This window comes from Buttiauxella gaviniae ATCC 51604, from assembly GCF_001654835.1.
In the GTDB taxonomy this organism is placed as follows: domain Bacteria; phylum Pseudomonadota; class Gammaproteobacteria; order Enterobacterales; family Enterobacteriaceae; genus Buttiauxella; species Buttiauxella gaviniae.
Genome location: NZ_LXEP01000032.1, coordinates 146,946 through 163,361 on the forward strand (window position 1 = coordinate 146,946; position 16,416 = coordinate 163,361).

13 protein-coding genes are annotated in these 16,416 nt (G+C 50.5%); 6 read left to right on the top strand and 7 right to left on the bottom strand.

All coding sequences use genetic code 11. The annotated features are described in order from the left end of the window. Positions 1-99: 99 nt before the first annotated feature. Together mfd and M977_RS18845 are read right to left on the bottom strand one after the other, a co-directional pair. Complete coding sequence (mfd, locus tag M977_RS18840) at positions 100-3,546, bottom strand: transcription-repair coupling factor (protein ID WP_064517997.1); 3,447 nt, start codon at positions 3,544-3,546, stop codon at positions 100-102. A gap of 151 nt (positions 3,547-3,697) precedes the next feature. Beyond that, positions 3,698-4,771 carry an acyltransferase family protein gene (locus M977_RS18845; protein WP_064517957.1) on the bottom strand — a complete coding sequence of 358 codons (1,074 nt, stop codon included), beginning with the start codon at positions 4,769-4,771 and terminating at the stop codon, positions 3,698-3,700. A 300-nt stretch (positions 4,772-5,071) separates the two neighbouring features. Between M977_RS18845 and lolC the strand changes: the two genes are divergently transcribed. From lolC to cobB, 5 genes are all read left to right on the top strand, one after another. Continuing rightward, on the top strand, positions 5,072-6,271 hold the full coding sequence (lolC, locus tag M977_RS18850) for a lipoprotein-releasing ABC transporter permease subunit LolC (protein ID WP_064517959.1): 1,200 nt from the start codon (positions 5,072-5,074) through the stop codon (positions 6,269-6,271). After that, entirely contained in the window at positions 6,264-6,968 is a 705-nt protein-coding gene (lolD, locus tag M977_RS18855; RefSeq protein WP_064517961.1) for a lipoprotein-releasing ABC transporter ATP-binding protein LolD, read from the top strand. Before lolC ends, lolD begins: the two co-directional genes overlap by 8 nt. Continuing rightward, positions 6,968-8,212 carry a lipoprotein-releasing ABC transporter permease subunit LolE gene (gene lolE / locus M977_RS18860; RefSeq protein ID WP_064517963.1) on the top strand — a complete coding sequence of 415 codons (1,245 nt, stop codon included), beginning with the start codon at positions 6,968-6,970 and terminating at the stop codon, positions 8,210-8,212. Before lolD ends, lolE begins: the two co-directional genes overlap by 1 nt. Before the next feature lie 91 nt (positions 8,213-8,303). Continuing rightward, positions 8,304-9,215, top strand: coding sequence for an N-acetylglucosamine kinase (gene nagK, locus M977_RS18865; RefSeq protein ID WP_064517965.1), 912 nt, complete (start codon positions 8,304-8,306; stop codon positions 9,213-9,215). Positions 9,216-9,218: 3 nt separating this feature from the next. Then, positions 9,219-10,040: a Sir2 family NAD+-dependent deacetylase gene (cobB, locus tag M977_RS18870; RefSeq protein WP_064517967.1), complete on the top strand. Its 822-nt coding sequence runs from the start codon at positions 9,219-9,221 to the stop codon at positions 10,038-10,040. A gap of 45 nt (positions 10,041-10,085) precedes the next feature. Here the strand turns inward: cobB and M977_RS18875 are convergent, their stop codons facing one another. The 5 genes from M977_RS18875 to potA all read right to left on the bottom strand — a co-directional run bounded on the left by M977_RS18875 (position 10,086) and on the right by potA (position 14,551). Further along, the gene (locus M977_RS18875) at positions 10,086-10,598 is read right to left on the bottom strand and encodes a methyltransferase (RefSeq protein ID WP_064517969.1); all 513 of its coding nucleotides are present in this window, start codon (positions 10,596-10,598) and stop codon (positions 10,086-10,088) included. 150 nt (positions 10,599-10,748) lie between these two features. Beyond that, positions 10,749-11,795, bottom strand: coding sequence for a spermidine/putrescine ABC transporter substrate-binding protein PotD (gene potD / locus M977_RS18880; protein ID WP_064517970.1), 1,047 nt, complete (start codon positions 11,793-11,795; stop codon positions 10,749-10,751). Beyond that, on the bottom strand, positions 11,792-12,577 hold the full coding sequence (gene potC / locus M977_RS18885; protein WP_064517972.1) for a spermidine/putrescine ABC transporter permease PotC: 786 nt from the start codon (positions 12,575-12,577) through the stop codon (positions 11,792-11,794). The genes potD and potC overlap by 4 nt, the downstream gene beginning before the upstream one ends. Further along, a complete protein-coding gene (potB, locus tag M977_RS18890; RefSeq protein WP_064517974.1) occupies positions 12,574-13,431 on the bottom strand; it encodes a spermidine/putrescine ABC transporter permease PotB in 858 nt (285 codons plus the stop codon). The genes potC and potB overlap by 4 nt, the downstream gene beginning before the upstream one ends. Beyond that, complete coding sequence (gene potA, locus M977_RS18895; protein ID WP_064517999.1) at positions 13,415-14,551, bottom strand: spermidine/putrescine ABC transporter ATP-binding protein PotA; 1,137 nt, start codon at positions 14,549-14,551, stop codon at positions 13,415-13,417. The genes potB and potA overlap by 17 nt, the downstream gene beginning before the upstream one ends. Before the next feature lie 291 nt (positions 14,552-14,842). Between potA and pepT the strand changes: the two genes are divergently transcribed. Then, a complete protein-coding gene (gene pepT, locus M977_RS18900) occupies positions 14,843-16,069 on the top strand; it encodes a peptidase T (RefSeq protein ID WP_064517976.1) in 1,227 nt (408 codons plus the stop codon). The last annotated feature ends 347 nt before the right edge of the window (positions 16,070-16,416 follow it).

Genomic DNA, 16,416 nt, shown 5'->3' on the forward strand with positions numbered 1-16,416 from the left:
GAGATGTCGGGAAATCCTGGCGGATTGAAAGGATGTGTAAATGTTACGATGAAATGGAGGAGGACGGGTAAGCGCATGCGCCACCCGCCACCATGAGAACTACGCTATAGCGTTCTGCGCCAACTGATGCATAAAGTTACGTACCCATTCCATACGCGCTTTACGATCTGCGAGGTCTTCAATAAATTTGAGTCGCGTTGGCCCATCCAGACGGTAATGTTGCGGCTGTTTTTGCAGCAAACCAATCAACCAAACTGGGTTAACGTGGTTTTTCTCAGCAAACTCAATCACACCACCTTTGTCATGACCTTCAATCTTACGCACGCCAAGTTTTTGCGCCTGCTGACGCAATGCCGCAATATCCAGCAGATTGCGAGCGGCATCCGGCAGCAGGCCAAAGCGGTCAATCAATTCCACTTTTAATTCATCAAGCTCATGTGCCGTTTTGGCACTGGCAATGCGTTTATAGAACGACAGGCGGGTGTTGACGTCCGGGATGAAATCATCTGGTAACAACGCGGGCATACGCAGTTCAACTTCGGTTTGGCTACTGGTCAAATCTTCAAGCGACGGCTCGCGGCCCTCTTTGAGCGCATCGACGGCGTTTTCCAGCATCTCCATGTACAGCGAGAAACCGATAGTTTCCATCGAACCACTCTGGCCTTCACCAAGTAATTCACCCGCACCGCGAATTTCAAGATCGTGAGTCGCCAGCGCAAAGCCCGCACCCAGGTCTTCTAACGACGCAATAGCTTCCAGGCGTTTCTGCGCATCGGTGGTCATTGCTTTCGGATGTGGCGTCAGAAGCCATGCATAAGCCTGGTGATGCGAACGCCCCACGCGGCCACGCAACTGGTGTAACTGTGCAAGGCCGAAATGGTCTGCACGTTCAATAATAATGGTATTGGCAGTCGGAATATCGATACCCGTTTCGATGATCGTGGTACACACCAGCACGTTAAAACGCTGGTGGTGGAAGTCGTTCATCACTCGTTCCAGCTCACGCTCACGCATTTGGCCATGGCCGATAGTAATACGCGCTTCCGGTACAAGCTCGGCGAGGCGATCGGCTGCTTTCTGAATGTTTTCTACATCGTTATAGAGATAGTAGACCTGGCCACCACGCAGCACTTCACGCAAGATTGCTTCGCGAACCACCAGGCTGTCGTACTCGCGAACGAATGTTTTAACTGCCATTCGGCGTGCCGGAGGCGTTGCGATAATCGACAAATCGCGCATTCCGCTCATTGCCATATTCAGCGTACGTGGAATTGGTGTGGCAGTTAGCGTCAGGATATCGACATCGGCACGCATGGCTTTAATGCGCTCTTTATGACGCACGCCGAAGCGGTGTTCTTCGTCGACAATCAGCAGGCCGAGATCTTTCATCTTCACGTCATTCTGTAATAGCTTATGCGTACCGATCAGAATATCGACTTTCCCTTCTCGTGCTTCTTCGAGAATTTGCGCCTGCTCTTTAGCCGTACGGAAACGTGACAGCATTTCGATGCGCACTGGCCAGTTGGCGAAACGGTCGCGGAAGTTATCCAGGTGCTGCTGCGCAAGCAGGGTGGTTGGCACCAGCACCGCAACTTGTTTGTGGTTTTCAACCGCAAGGAATGCGGCGCGCATCGCAACTTCGGTTTTACCAAAGCCCACGTCACCACATACCAGCCGGTCCATCGCCAGCGGCCGGCACATATCGCTTAATACCGCGTTAATGGCTTGTGCCTGATCCGGCGTAGTTTCAAATGGGAAGGCGTCGCAGAACAACTGATACTGCTCGCGGTCATGCTTAAAGGCAAAGCCCTCTTTGGCTGCGCGTTGCGCGTAAATATCCAGCAATTCAGCAGCAACATCTCGCACTTTTTCTGCCGCTTTCTGGCGTGCACGGGACCACGCATCGCTGCCGAGTTTATGCAGTGGCGCGTTTTCTTCGGCACCGCCCGCATAGCGGCTAATCAAATGGAGAGACGAAACCGGCACGTACAGTTTTGCATCGCCATGATAGGTCAGCATCAAATATTCAGCGGTGATGCCGCCCGCTTCCAGGGTGGTTAAACCGGCATAACGCCCAACGCCATGTTCAAGATGCACGACCGGTTGCCCGGTACGCAGCTCTGCGAGGTTACGAATCAGGGTATCTGGGTTAATGGTGCGACGGCTGTCCTGACGTCGACGACTAACGCGCTCGCCCAACAAGTCGCTTTCGCAAATTAATGCCCGGTTACGCAGGGTGTCGATAAAGCCGTGTTCGCTCGAACCCAACATCAGGTATCGGCCTTTATCTACCGCGTCATCAAGACGATAGATGCGTTTTGGCGCCACTTTAATGCGTGACAATAGCTCGCCCAACGCTTCGCGGCGGCCTTCACTTTCTACGGAAAACACTACCGGGCCGGCGAAAGACTCAAGGAATTTACGCAAATTATCGAGCGGTGCTTTCTGTTGCGCCTGAACCGAAAGGTCGGGTAATACGCGATAACCCAGATTGGTAAACGCGGCTTTGTCGGCCAGAGATTCGGTTTTTAACTGGATTCGCGGCCAGGCTTTTAGCTCACTGAAGAGTTCATCCACGCGCAGCCACAGACTTTCTGGTGGCAGCAGAGGGCGCATTGGATCAACACCACGGTTTTCGAAGCGGGCGAACGTATCCTGCCAGAAGCGCTCGGCGCTGGTTTCAATATCGCCGGTGTTTATCAGCAAGGTATTTTTTGGGAAATAGCTGAACAGCGGCGGTAATGGTTCGCTAAAGAATAACGGCTGCCAGTATTCAATCCCGGCCGGCAGCATGCCTTTACTGACTTGCTGATAGATATGTTCAGGTTCGCGCTTCACGTCAAACTTGTCGCGCCACTGGCTACGGAACAATTCAATAGCCGTTTTATCGGTCGGGAATTCGTGAGCGGGGAGTAAGTTGATGGCATCAACTTCCTGAAGTGTGCGCTGAGTATCGACATCAAACACACGCAGGCTGTCGATTTCATCATCAAAAAAGTCGATGCGATAAGGCTGCTCACTGCCCATCGGGTACAAATCTAGTAATGCGCCACGGGTAGCAAATTCACCGTGTTCCATAACTTGATCAACGCTGCGATAACCTGCCTGTTCTAATTGGCTACGCAGGTTATCACGCGATAAACGTTGACCTTTTTTCATCACCAGCGCGTGGCCATGCAAATAACTATGCGGGCAGACGCGTTGCATCAAAGTGTTGACTGGCAATATCAGTACGCCGCGCTGCATGGTTGGCAATTGATACAGCGTGGATAAACGCGAAGAGATGATTTCCTGATGCGGTGAAAAACTGTCGTACGGCAGCGTTTCCCAGTCAGCAAGATTCACCACCAGGCTTTCCGTAAACTGGCTAATTTCGTCATGCAGGCGTAGAGCATTCTGCATATCAGGAGCAATCAGCACCACCGGCCCACTATGGCGCTCGACGATCTCGGCAACTTCGGTCGCACAAGCTGAACCGGTGAGTTCTCCAAGCTGGCGCTGATCGCCAGCTTTAACAGGTAAGGAATAGCGATAATTTTCAGACATGGTGGACGTCAGCATCTCTCAGGTTGCGCCGTGTTTACCCTTCATCTATCAAGCTGCAGGGTATTGATAAGCACTCGAAAACAATGTTGTTTATTATCCGCGATCGTTTTGTATTAGCAACCCAATCGCAACGCCTCCTGAGAAAGAACGTTTAGCGGATGTCAGTCGCGAACACCATTTTGGTGGGAGGGGTAAAAAGCATATCGCCCAATAGCGCACGCGATAATTTCCTGAATCCCAAACCTATTAGAGTGCACGTTGCCAGGCTGACAAACGGATAAACCAGTAAAACGGCGATCAGCAGGTTATCGGAGATTCTGTCTGCATTAATTTGCCCGATCATAAACAAACTCAACGCTTCGATGATGATGCGGTGGGTGGTGTAAATGGCAATGGTGTTAGAACCAACGATATTCAGAAATGCATCGGAACGGCTCTCGCGCCAACTATCCAGAATGTAAAACAGCTTCATGATGACAAAAATCGACACCACGGAAATCACTACTGGGACATTCACCAGATACAGCGCTACGGAGAGCAGAGCGCCTGCAGTACAAAGCAGCGGATGTTGGCGGAAATGGGTCGTTTTCATCCACGTCATCAATTGTGGGCCAAACCATGCGCCCAAACCGTAATAACACATATTGCGCACCACGCTGTTCATGCCCCACCACGGCAACGGCATAAAGCTGATTGCCACGTTTACTCCAAGCAGCATGATGATTACCGGAACTTTATAGCGACGCAGACTTTTGAATATCGCGAAATAGATTATTAGCGCATAGAGATACCAAAGACTGGTGCTGGCTTTTGCCATGCTGGTGGCAAATTGCAACAGGGTTTCCGAGTACGCGGCATTAGACGTGGGGTTACGTACCAGGTCGGGGGCTAGCCACTGATTGATAAGCGAAATTCCCAACCATTGCAAAACACCCCACAGCACCAGGACATAGAAAATATTCCAGATGCGCTTATCCACGCAGTCACGCCATTTCACCGACTCGATATAGCGGGTGATTAAAAAGCCAGAAATAAAGAAGAACACTGGCATACGAAAAGGTGCCAGATAGAGATTCAGGTAGATCCAGCTTTTCGCAATGTATTCAGGCAGACCAGCTTCAAGTTGCGTCAAATGCGGGTAAAAGGTGATCACCGAGTGATAGATAACGACAAGGCAGATACATAGCCCCTTGATATGGTTGATCCACAGTTGTTTATTTTTCATGCGCGGGCTTAATCTTCTGTTGGCCGGTATTTGCTTTCAGGGTGGAAGATCGCCGGGCAATTTTTTACCTGATTTGTCTGTTTTTGTAAGAATCAGGCACATTTCAGAAATTCCGCATGATTAATTAATAACCGAATTGATGCGGCTTTACAGCGAAAACAAGATGTTATGAGTTTGATTTAATTGGTATTTCACATGTTCTGAAATATCAAAAAAACGTTACGTTTCATTTACTTGATGCGGTATCGCTTATATACTTCTTGCCAACTTTGCATCCGCAACTGCCACAAGACGGAATACATGTATCAACCTGTCGCGTTATTTATAGGCCTGCGCTACATGCGTGGGCGAGCAGCTGACCGCTTCGGTCGCTTCGTCTCCTGGCTGTCGACTATTGGCATTACGCTTGGCGTAATGGCGCTGGTCACGGTGCTTTCCGTGATGAACGGCTTTGAACGTGAGCTGCAAAACAACATTCTTGGCTTGATGCCACAAGCTGTAATCACCTCAACCAGCGGCTCTATTAACCCCGAAACACTTCCTGCGAAAGACCTAAAACTCGAAGGTGTTACGCGCATTGCACCGATTACTACGGGTGACGTAGTACTGCAGAGTGCGCGCAGCGTTGCAGTGGGTGTCATGCTAGGGGTTAACCCGGAAGAAAAAGATCCGCTTTCGCCGTTCCTGGTCAACGTGAAGCAAACAGACCTGGTCGCTGGGCAGTACAACATTATTCTTGGTGAACAACTTGCCGGGCAATTGGGCATTAAGCGTGGCGATAGCATCCGTGTAATGGTGCCTTCTGCCAGTCAGTTTACGCCTATGGGTCGTTTGCCAAGTCAGCGTTTGTTTAATGTGATTGGTACCTTCGCGGCTAATAGCGAAGTCGATGGTTATCAAATGCTGGTGAACCAGCAAGATGCATCACGCCTGATGCGTTATCCGTTAGGTAATATTACCGGCTGGCGCTTATGGCTGGCTGAACCACTCAAGGTGGATGTCCTGAGCCAACAAACCTTGCCTGCGGGTACCGAGTGGAAAGACTGGCGCGAGCGTAAAGGTGAGCTGTTCCAGGCTGTGCGCATGGAAAAAAATATGATGGGGCTGCTGCTGAGCCTGATTGTGGCCGTTGCTGCATTTAACATCATTACCTCGCTCGGTTTGCTGGTGATGGAGAAACAAGGCGAAGTTGCCATTCTCCAGACTCAGGGGCTGACGCGTCGCCAAATCATGGCAGTGTTTATGGTGCAGGGGGCGAGTGCGGGAGTTATTGGTGCGCTGCTCGGTGCGCTGTTAGGCGCGCTACTTGCCAGCCAGTTGAACAACTTGATGCCGATTATTGGCGCGTTGCTCGATGGTGCTGCGCTGCCGGTCGCTATCGACCCTGTACAAGTTATTGTGATTGCGATTATTGCTATGGCTGTCGCTTTGTTATCCACGCTTTATCCATCGTGGCGTGCCGCCGCGACACTTCCCGCTGAGGCTTTACGTTATGAGTAATTCTGTCCTGTTGCAGTGTGACAAACTGTGCAAACGCTATCAGGAAGGCAAAGTGCAAACGGACGTGTTGCATGATGTCAGCTTCAGCATCAACACAGGCGAGTTAATGGCGATTGTCGGCAGCTCCGGTTCTGGTAAAAGTACCTTGCTGCACCTATTGGGTGGCCTGGATACGCCAACGTCAGGCGATGTCATTTTTAACGGCAAAGCAATGAGCTCAATGTCCTCTTCTGCGAAAGCCGAGCTGCGCAACCGGGAGCTGGGGTTTATTTATCAGTTCCACCATTTGCTGCCTGATTTTACCGCGATGGAAAACGTCGCCATGCCACTGCTCATCGGCAAAAAGAATACCGATGAAACAAAGCAACGTGCGCTGGATATGCTAAAAGCGGTAGGGCTTGATCACCGCAGTAATCACCGTCCGTCAGAGTTGTCCGGTGGCGAACGCCAGCGTGTGGCGATAGCTCGTGCGCTGGTAAATAACCCGCGCCTTGTGTTGGCCGATGAACCGACCGGGAACCTCGATGCACGTAATGCAGATAGCATTTTCGAACTGCTTGGCGAGCTGAATGTGCGTCAGGGAACCGCATTTTTGGTGGTGACTCACGACCTCAAACTGGCCAAACGCATGTCTCGCCAGTTAGAAATGCAAGATGGTCGGCTGACTCATGAGCTGACTTTGATGGGAGCCGATTAATGGCTTCGCCACTGTCACTGCTGATTGGTTTACGTTTTAGCCGCGGGCGTCGTCGCAGCGGCATGGTGTCTCTTATCTCAATTATTTCCACGTTAGGTATCGCATTGGGTGTAGCGGTCCTGATTGTGGGTTTGAGTGCGATGAACGGTTTCGAGCGCGAGCTGAATAATCGCGTGCTTGCGGTTGTGCCACATGGTGAAATCGAGCCGGTTAATCAGCCATTCCACGACTGGAAAGGTGTGTTGCAACGTGTCGAGAAGGTTAAAGGCATCATCGCTGCCGCACCATACATCAACTTCACTGGCCTGGTGGAAAGCGGTGCTAACCTGCGCGCCATCGTGGTAAAAGGCGTCGATCCAGAACAGGAAACTCACCTGAGCGCGTTGCCTGAATATGTGCAGAACAATGGCTGGAAGGACTTTAAAGCGGGTCAGCAGCAAATCATTATTGGTAAAGGTGTTGCCGATGCGCTGAAGGTGAAGCAGGGCGACTGGGTCTCCATCATGATTCCGAACAGTGATGGTGGCACTAAACTTCTGCAACCCAAACGTGTTCGCCTGCATGTCACTGGAATCCTGGCTCTAAGTGGTCAGCTTGACCACAGCCTGGCAATGGTGCCAATGGCTGATGCGCAGAGCTATCTGGATATGGGCGATAGCGTTACCGGTATCGCTATCAAGGTCAATGACGTCTTCAATGCCAATAAGCTTGTGCGCGATGCCGGCGAAGTTACCAACGCTTACGTCTATATCAAAAGCTGGATTGGCACCTACGGCTATATGTATCGCGATATTCAAATGATTCGCGCCATCATGTATCTGGCGATGGTGCTGGTTATCGGCGTTGCCTGTTTTAACATCGTTTCCACGCTTGTCATGGCGGTTAAAGACAAGAGCAGCGACATTGCTGTATTGCGTACCCTTGGGGCAAAAGATGGTCTGATTCGCGCCATTTTCGTCTGGTACGGTCTGCTGGCGGGGTTGCTGGGTAGTGTAAGTGGTGTGATTGTTGGGGTGCTGGCCTCCTGGCAATTGACCAATATTATCCACGTGATTGAAAAATTAATCGGTCACCAGTTCTTGTCAGGCGATATCTACTTCATTGATTTCTTGCCATCTGAACTGCATTGGCTGGATGTATTTTATGTCCTGATCACAGCATTGCTACTGAGTTTACTTGCCAGTTGGTATCCGGCGCGCCGAGCCAGTAATATCGATCCGGCGCGAGTATTAAGCGGACAATAAATTCTTCACCAAAATATATACCCTGAGTACTTCAAGTTGCAGGTAGGCTGCACCCCTGGAGCTTGAAGTATGACGGATATAGGGAGAAACGATGTATTACGGATTTGACATTGGTGGCAGTAAGATGGCTCTTGGGGTCTACGACAGTGAGCGTCGTTTGCAATGGGAAAAACGTGTTCCCACCCCGCATGACAGTTATGAGAACTTTTTAGCGGCTATCGCTTCCATGGTACAGGAAGCCGATAGCCGTTTTGGTATTCAAGGCTCGGTGGGTATTGGTATCCCCGGAATGCCCGTCACAGATGATGGCACGTTATACGCGGCGAATGTCCCTGCAGCCAGCGGGAAACCGGTACAGGCCGATCTGAGCGCGATGCTCGGGCGTGAAGTACGCATGGACAACGATGCGAACTGTTTTGCGCTCTCTGAGGCCTGGGACGATGAGTTTCGTGATTACCCGGTGGTCATGGGCCTGATTCTCGGCACGGGTGTTGGTGGTGGCATCATCGTCAACGGTAAATCCATTACCGGGCGCAACTATATTACCGGCGAGTTTGGTCATACCCGCCTGCCAGTTGATGCACTGAATGTGCTGGGCCGTGATATTCCCCTCACGCGCTGCGGTTGCGGGCAACATGGCTGTATTGAAAACTATCTTTCTGGCCGTGGATTTGCGTGGGTTTATCAGCACTTCTACTCTGAACCACTGGACTCTAAAGAAATTGTTGCCCGCTATCGCGCAGGTGATGAAAAGGCTGTAGCCCATGTCGATCGCTTCGTTGAGCTGCTGGCCTGCTGTCTTGGCAGCCTGTTAACGGCAATTGATGCGCATCTGGTCGTGATTGGCGGTGGGTTGTCTAACTTTACTGAGATGTACCAGCAACTGCCTGAGCGTCTACCTAAGTATCTTCTGCCTGTGGCAAAAGTACCGCGTATTGAACCTGCGCGACATGGTGATGCCGGTGGTATGCGTGGTGCGGCATTCCTCCATCTCACGGAGTAAATTATGCTATCGCGTCGTCAACATCGGCTAAGCCGGTTTCGCAAAACTAAGCGTCTGCTCCGTCAGCGTTTACGTCAGCGTGCTTTTTTCAGAGATATACCTGGACCCGAAGCGATGGAAAAACCCAGAGTTGTGGTTCTGACCGGCGCGGGAATTTCTGCTGAGTCAGGCATTCGAACTTTCCGTGCCACTGATGGTTTGTGGGAAGAGCATAGGGTTGAAGATGTTGCGACGCCTGAAGGCTTCGCTCGCGACCCTGAATTGGTACAGGCGTTTTATAACGCTCGCCGCCAGCAACTTCAGCAGTCGGAAATTAAACCGAATGCTGCCCATCTGGCACTGGCTCGTCTGGAAGAAGAACTGGGTGATCACTTCCTGTTGGTGACGCAGAATATTGATAACCTCCATGAACGAGCTGGCAATAAAAACATCATCCATATGCATGGTGAACTGCTGAAAGTTCGCTGTGCGCGCAGTGGGCAAGTGCTGGAGTGGAAAGGGGATATTACCCGCGAAGACCGCTGCCATTGCTGCCAGCTTTCTGCACCGCTGCGCCCACATGTGGTGTGGTTTGGCGAAATGCCACTGGGTATGGATGAGATTTATCAGGCTATTGCTACAGCTGATTACTTTATTGCTATCGGCACCTCGGGCCATGTGTACCCAGCTGCCGGGTTCGTACACGAAGCCCGTTTACAAGGCGCGCATACTGTTGAGCTGAACCTTGAACCGAGCCAGGTTGGCAGTGAGTTCGAGGAAAAATTCTACGGCTTAGCCAGTGAAGTGGTGCCGGAGTATGTCGACCGCTTGTTGAAAGGTCTATAACAAATAGCGGGTAGCCGATACTGCCCGCCTATTAATGTCAAAAAATTACGCTCTCGCCGCGACAAATAACTTCTCTTCCCGCAAAGCCACTATTATCAAAAATAGCGAAATATACGCGCAGCAAAGTAATGCCAATGCACTGATAAACCAGGGCAATCGGGTGACATACACTGCGCTGCAAGAGAGGATCACCATAATGATTCCAGCGTACATCGGGTGAGCTATCCACGAAAAGATCCCGCTGTGTATACGCGGTGCTTGCGGAAGGTAGTATCCCGCCCAAGTATGATGTGCCCCTAAATCGATTTTTCCTTTCACCACCAGAACGGTTCCTGCAATTGCTATCAGCAAACAAACCCAATCCAGCGGCGTAACGTATTCCACAAAGAAAAGGCTCCAGGCGAAGGCGATTATTGGTAGTAAATAAGTCAGCCGTAAGAGTTGTATCGCTCTGATATCAATCAGTGGTTTAGCCTCAGGCTTATCTTTCCTCGCGAGAATAAACGCGGTGAAAATACCAAGGTTGAGTAGTTGGGCCAGTATAAAGAATGTATTCATCACGATTTTCACTCAGTCTGCAATGAGCGGGGGTAGTGAGATGACGGCAATAGTCAGGCGCTCATTCAAGCTTAGAAAGAGAGGGAAGCGATGCCATAAGACGAAAGGATGAATTAAAAGGCGGGACGACGGCCCCGCCAGGTATAAAAATTAACGTCCCGCCTTCAACTTCTGATAGTAATTCTCATAAATCGTGCTGGCATCACCAACATCGTTTTGCCACTCACCATTTTTCAGCACCGCTTCATCCGGGTAGAGCGTCTTATCACCAGAGACTTCTTTCGGCAGCAGTTTGCGTGCTTCAAGATTTGGCGTCGGGTAGCCTATGGTTTCAGCCACCTGTTTTGCCACGTCCGGGCGCAGCAGGAAGTTAATCAGTTTCAGCGCACCGTCGACGTTTTTAGCATTTGCCGGAATAGATAGGTTATCCATCCAGAAAATCCCGCCTTCTTTTGGCCAGACAATTTCCAGTGGCGTACCTGCCTGGCGTGCGACATACGCAGAACCGTTCCACACCATACCGAGATTCACTTCGCCTTCCATAAACGGATTGGCTGGGTTATCTGAGTTAAATGCCGCCACGTTTGGCATCAGTTTTTGCAGCTCGTGGTAAGCCGCCTCAATCTCTTTTGGATTGGTGGTATTGCCGGAATACCCCAGTTTACGCAGCGCAACCTGGAACACTTCACGTGCATCATCAGTCATCAACAGGCTTTGCTTATATTCTGGTTTCCATAAATCGGCCCAACTAGTGATGGTTTTCGGGTCAATGGCATCACTATTTACGCCAATGGCCGTCGCACCCCAGATATAAGGGATGGAGTAGTCGTTATTCGGGTCAAACGGCTTGTTGAGCATCTCCGGATCGAGATTCTTGAAGTTGCTCAGTTTGCTTTTGTCGATCTTCTGGATCATGCCTTCATTGCGCATTTTCGCGACAAAGTAGGTCGATGGTACTACTAAATCGTAGGCACCTTCTTTATAGGTTTTCAGCTTGGCGTACATGGTTTCATTCGACTCGTAAGTCGAATAAATCACCTTAATACCGGTTTCTTTAGTGAACTGCTCAAGCAGGCCTGGCGGCACATACTCGGTCCAGTTATAGAAGTAGATCGTCTTGCTATCGTCGGCATGTGCAGCGCCCATACCCAGTACCAGAGCGCCCGCAGCGAGCAGGTGGCGTGGCCATTTAGTCATTTTAACGTCCCCTGAGTTTTATCACGAAGAATAAGCTGACTGGCAACGACCAGGACCAGCGAGAGTACCAACAGAATGGTAGCAAGTGCATTCACCTCGGGTGAAACACCGACCTTCACCATTGAGTAAATCTTCAACGGTAAAATTTCATAACTTGGCCCGGTGACGAACGACGAAACCACTACATCGTCCATCGAGAGCGTAAAACTGAGTAACCAGCCTGCGGCAACGGCAGGCATCGCGAGTGGCAAGAGGATCTTGCGCAGAATCGTCAGCTCGCTGGCACCTAAGTCTTTCGCCGCTTCTAACATGCGTACATCAAACCCTTTCAAGCGGGAATAGACGGTCACCACCACAAACGGCAGGCAAAAGGTGATGTGCGAGAACAACAGCGACCAGAAGCCGAGCGAAACGCCCAGCAGCATAAACAGCACCAGCAGTGAAATCGCCATCACGATATCGGGCGACATCATCACTACAAACAGCATACCGCTGACGAAAGGCTTGCCGCGAAAACGGTAGCGGTATAACGCCACCGCCGTTAACGAGCCAATTAACGTCGCCGCAGTGGCAGAAAACACCGCCATAGTCAGCGAGTGTTGAGCAGCTTGCAGCAGGCTGTCATTGTTCAGCAGCAGGCTATACCACTTGCCGGTAAAGCCTTGCCAGTTGATACCGAAACGCGAACTGTTAAATGAGTTTACGATCAAAATGATAATCGGAATGTACAGATACGCGTAAATGGCGGTCATAAAGCCGCCACGGAGCAGGCGACCCATCATTCTAATTCCACCTTTTTATTCAGCAATCTGGCGGCACGCCAGTAAATCAGCAGCATCAGACCCATCACAAGTGTCAGTGTAATGCTGGTGGCCGCGCCAAACGGCCAGTCACGAATATTCAGGAATTGGCTCTTAATGACGTTGCCAATCAGCAGGTTTTTCGCGCCACCCATCAGGTCTGAAACGTAAAACAGCCCCATTGCAGGCAGCATGACCAGCAGGCAACCGGCAATAATTCCCGGCATCGTGAGCGGAATAATAATCCGGATAAAGGTCTGTAGTTTGCTGGCACCCAAATCACGCGCCGCTTCCAGTAGCGGTTTGTCGAGCTTTTCGATGCTGGAGTAGAGCGGCATCACCATAAACGGCAGCAGGATATAAACCAGGCCGAGGATGACCGCGCTTTCGGTGTACATGATTCGAATCGGGGTATCAATCACGCCGAGCCACAGCAGGAATGCATTCATATAGCCTTTGGTGCTGAGGAAAATCTTCAGCCCATAAATACGAATCAGCGAGTTAGTCCAGAAGGGAACAATCAGCAAAAACAGCAGCAGCGGGCGCACGCGTTCTGGCAGGCGAGCAAGGAACCAGGCAAACGGATAGCCCAGCACCAGGCAGGCGAGGGTGGCTATCACCGCCATATTTAGCGAGTGAAGCAGCACTTGCGCATACAGCGGATCGGCAAGCCGGGTGTAGTTATCCAGCGTGAAAACCATGCTGACGAAATTAGCATCATCACGCGTCAGGAAACTTGTCCCGATGATCATCAGATTGGGCAAGAATACAAACAGCAGCAGCCAACCGACGATGGTGGCGATCACCAGATTCTGGAACTTACGTGAGCTCTTCATCTGCCAGCACTACCTCCCAGCTTTCAACCCAATTCACAGCCATCTTTTGATCAAGTGTATGGTCAAAATCAGGGTCGTCTTCATTGAAGAATTCGCTGACCATCACCATTTTGCCGTTTTCCAACTCAACGTTAGATTCCAGCGTCATGCCTTTATAGTTTCGTTCACGCACATAGCCAATCAAGCCATCGGCAACGTGGGTATCGTTGATCTCTTCAACACGCAGATCTTCCGGGCGCAGCAGCACTTTTAATCGTTGGCCTGCGGTGACGGGCATCGTTACGTAAATATGGCATTCGCGGCCTTCGACGTTCGCCAGCACGCGCTGTTCATCTACGCGCTCAATGACGATGGCATCGAAGATATTGATTTCACCGATGAAACTCGCCACAAACAGGTTTTTCGGCTCTTCGTAGATTTCACGCGGCGTGCCGTCTTGCTCAATGTGACCATCGCGCATCACCACAATCCGGTCGGACATGGTTAATGCTTCTTCCTGGTCATGAGTGACGAAGACAAAGGTGATACCGAGTTTACGCTGCAACGCCTTTAATTCGTTCTGCATCTGCTTGCGTAATTTGTAATCGAGCGCGGAAAGTGACTCATCAAGCAGCAACAAACGGGGTTTGTTGACTACCGCACGCGCAATCGCCACGCGCTGTTGCTGGCCGCCAGAAAGCTGATGCGGTAAACGCTGCGCAAATTCCTCAAGCTGCACCATTTTCAACGCGTCATTCACGCGCGGAGGTATTTCGGCGGCAGGTGTTTTCTGCATTCTTAAGCCGAATGCCACGTTTTCAAAAACGGTCATATGAGGGAAGAGAGCGTAGCTCTGGAAGACGGTGTTGACGTGGCGATGCTCAGCCGCAACCCGCGTAATGTCCAGGTCCTCAAGACAGATAGTCCCGGAATCAACGCTTTCCAGCCCTGCAATTAAGCGCAGCACAGTGGTTTTGCCACAGCCGGAAGGGCCAAGGAGTGTCAGAAATTCACCATCATTAATGGTGAGAGATAAATCAGAAATAACGGTTTTGCCATCAAAGCTCTTTCTTACTCCCACCAGTTCTACCAGCGGAGAGAGCGAACATTGCTGTTTATTCAATTTTTTACGCTGTCCCATATAAGACGCATCAAATTGCGGGCTGATGCGGGGTTTGTGATTAACCACCTTGCGGTTTCTGCACGTTTAAGTAAGGGCAGGCATTCTACGGCAAAGCATTGAAATCGCCAATCCTTGATGCTTTCCTGGGGATTGATTATGAAGATGTTTAAAGCAGCAAACACCAAATCCTCTCGCATTGCATTACATTCGTGACTATTTTCAACACTACCAGGCTAAAAGTGACCTAACGCAATATTTGCATCTGTGGCTTACTGATAATGAAGTCACAAAAATTGAGGGTAGCGCGACATGGATAAATTACTTGAACGTTTCTTACATTATGTCTCTTTGGATACGCAGTCCAAATCCGGCGTAAAACAAGTTCCCAGCACTGAAGGCCAGTGGAAGTTGTTGCGATTGCTAAAAGAACAAATGGAAGATATGGGTTTAGTGAATGTGACTATTGCTGAGCATGGCACAGTCATGGGAACACTTCCGTCTACCGTCGCTAAAAAAGTCCCGGCTATTGGTTTTATCTCTCATGTGGATACCGCGCCTGATTTTTCGGGCAAGAACGTCAACCCGCAGATTGTCGAAAATTATCGTGGTGGTGACATCGCACTCGGAATTGGCGATGAAGTGCTGTCTCCAGTGATGTTCCCCGTACTACACCATTTACTTGGGCAAACGCTGATTACCACCGATGGCAAAACGCTGCTCGGCGCGGATGATAAAGCCGGTATTGCTGAAATCATGACGGCTCTGGCTGTTCTGCAAGAGAAGAAGATCCCGCACGGTGACATTCGTATTGCTTTCACGCCGGATGAAGAAGTGGGCAAAGGTGCTAAGCATTTTGACGTTGAAGCATTCGATGCGCGCTGGGCCTATACCGTAGATGGCGGTGGTGTTGGCGAGTTGGAGTGTGAAAACTTCAATGCCGCATCGGTCACTATCAAAATTGTTGGCAACAATGTTCACCCGGGTTCTGCTAAAGGGGTGATGGTCAACGCACTTTCGATTGCCGCGCGTATTCACGCTGAAGTGCCTGCCGATGAAAGCCCGGAATGTACCGCAGGCTACGAAGGTTTCTATCATTTGCACGGAATTAAAGGCTCGGTCGATAAAGCGGAGATGCACTACATCATTCGTGATTTTGACCGCGAACAATTTGAAGCTCGTAAGCGCAAAATGATGGATATCGCCAAGAAAGTCGGCAAAGGCCTGCACCCGGATTGCTATATCGAGCTGGTGATCGATGACAGCTATTACAACATGCGCGAGAAAGTGGCCGAGCATCCTTACATTATTGAAGTGGCGCAGCAGGCGATGCGTGACTGCGACATCGAACCCATCATGAAACCGATTCGCGGTGGCACCGATGGCGCGCAACTGTCGTTTAAAGGTTTGCCATGCCCGAACCTGTTCACTGGCGGCTACAACTACCACGGCAAACACGAGTTTGTGACGCTGGAAGGAATGGAAAAAGCGGTAGCGGTGATTGTGAGAATTGCGGAGCTGACGGCGAAGCAGGGTTGATATAACCAATTGCTGGTGGGGCAGTCGATAATAAAGGGGCGGAAGCCCCTTTATTATTAGCTTATGAGTAATATGACAGTCTGTTTAGTGCCAGGAGCGGACCTGTGCCACTTGCGCAGAGCTATAACACCACGCTGGTATTGGCTTTTCCTACCTGATTTGTGGACACTGTAAACCGCACAAATTTCTTATTCATTACTCTTTCACTGACGAAAGAATCAAATCAGCCTCTCAGTTATCGGATGTGTAGTGGTTTACTGAATTTGCTCATCCTGCTGATAACAAAAACGAGAATTATCAGTTGCCTTCGGAAAGAGCTAAAGAGTCAATGGGAGGGGGGGGGGGGG

Coding starts and splice junctions, on each gene's coding strand:
- M977_RS18875 (WP_064517969.1), bottom strand. CDS start 10,598: ATGAATACATTCTTTATACTGGCCCAACTACTCAACCTTGGTATTTTC.
- mfd (WP_064517997.1), bottom strand. CDS start 3,546: ATGTCTGAAAATTATCGCTATTCCTTACCTGTTAAAGCTGGCGATCAG.
- cobB (WP_064517967.1), top strand. CDS start 9,219: ATGCTATCGCGTCGTCAACATCGGCTAAGCCGGTTTCGCAAAACTAAG.
- M977_RS18845 (WP_064517957.1), bottom strand. CDS start 4,771: ATGAAAAATAAACAACTGTGGATCAACCATATCAAGGGGCTATGTATC.
- pepT (WP_064517976.1), top strand. CDS start 14,843: ATGGATAAATTACTTGAACGTTTCTTACATTATGTCTCTTTGGATACG.
- potA (WP_064517999.1), bottom strand. CDS start 14,551: ATGGGACAGCGTAAAAAATTGAATAAACAGCAATGTTCGCTCTCTCCG.
- potC (WP_064517972.1), bottom strand. CDS start 12,577: ATGATGGGTCGCCTGCTCCGTGGCGGCTTTATGACCGCCATTTACGCG.
- potB (WP_064517974.1), bottom strand. CDS start 13,431: ATGAAGAGCTCACGTAAGTTCCAGAATCTGGTGATCGCCACCATCGTC.
- potD (WP_064517970.1), bottom strand. CDS start 11,795: ATGACTAAATGGCCACGCCACCTGCTCGCTGCGGGCGCTCTGGTACTG.
- lolC (WP_064517959.1), top strand. CDS start 5,072: ATGTATCAACCTGTCGCGTTATTTATAGGCCTGCGCTACATGCGTGGG.
- lolE (WP_064517963.1), top strand. CDS start 6,968: ATGGCTTCGCCACTGTCACTGCTGATTGGTTTACGTTTTAGCCGCGGG.
- lolD (WP_064517961.1), top strand. CDS start 6,264: ATGAGTAATTCTGTCCTGTTGCAGTGTGACAAACTGTGCAAACGCTAT.
- nagK (WP_064517965.1), top strand. CDS start 8,304: ATGTATTACGGATTTGACATTGGTGGCAGTAAGATGGCTCTTGGGGTC.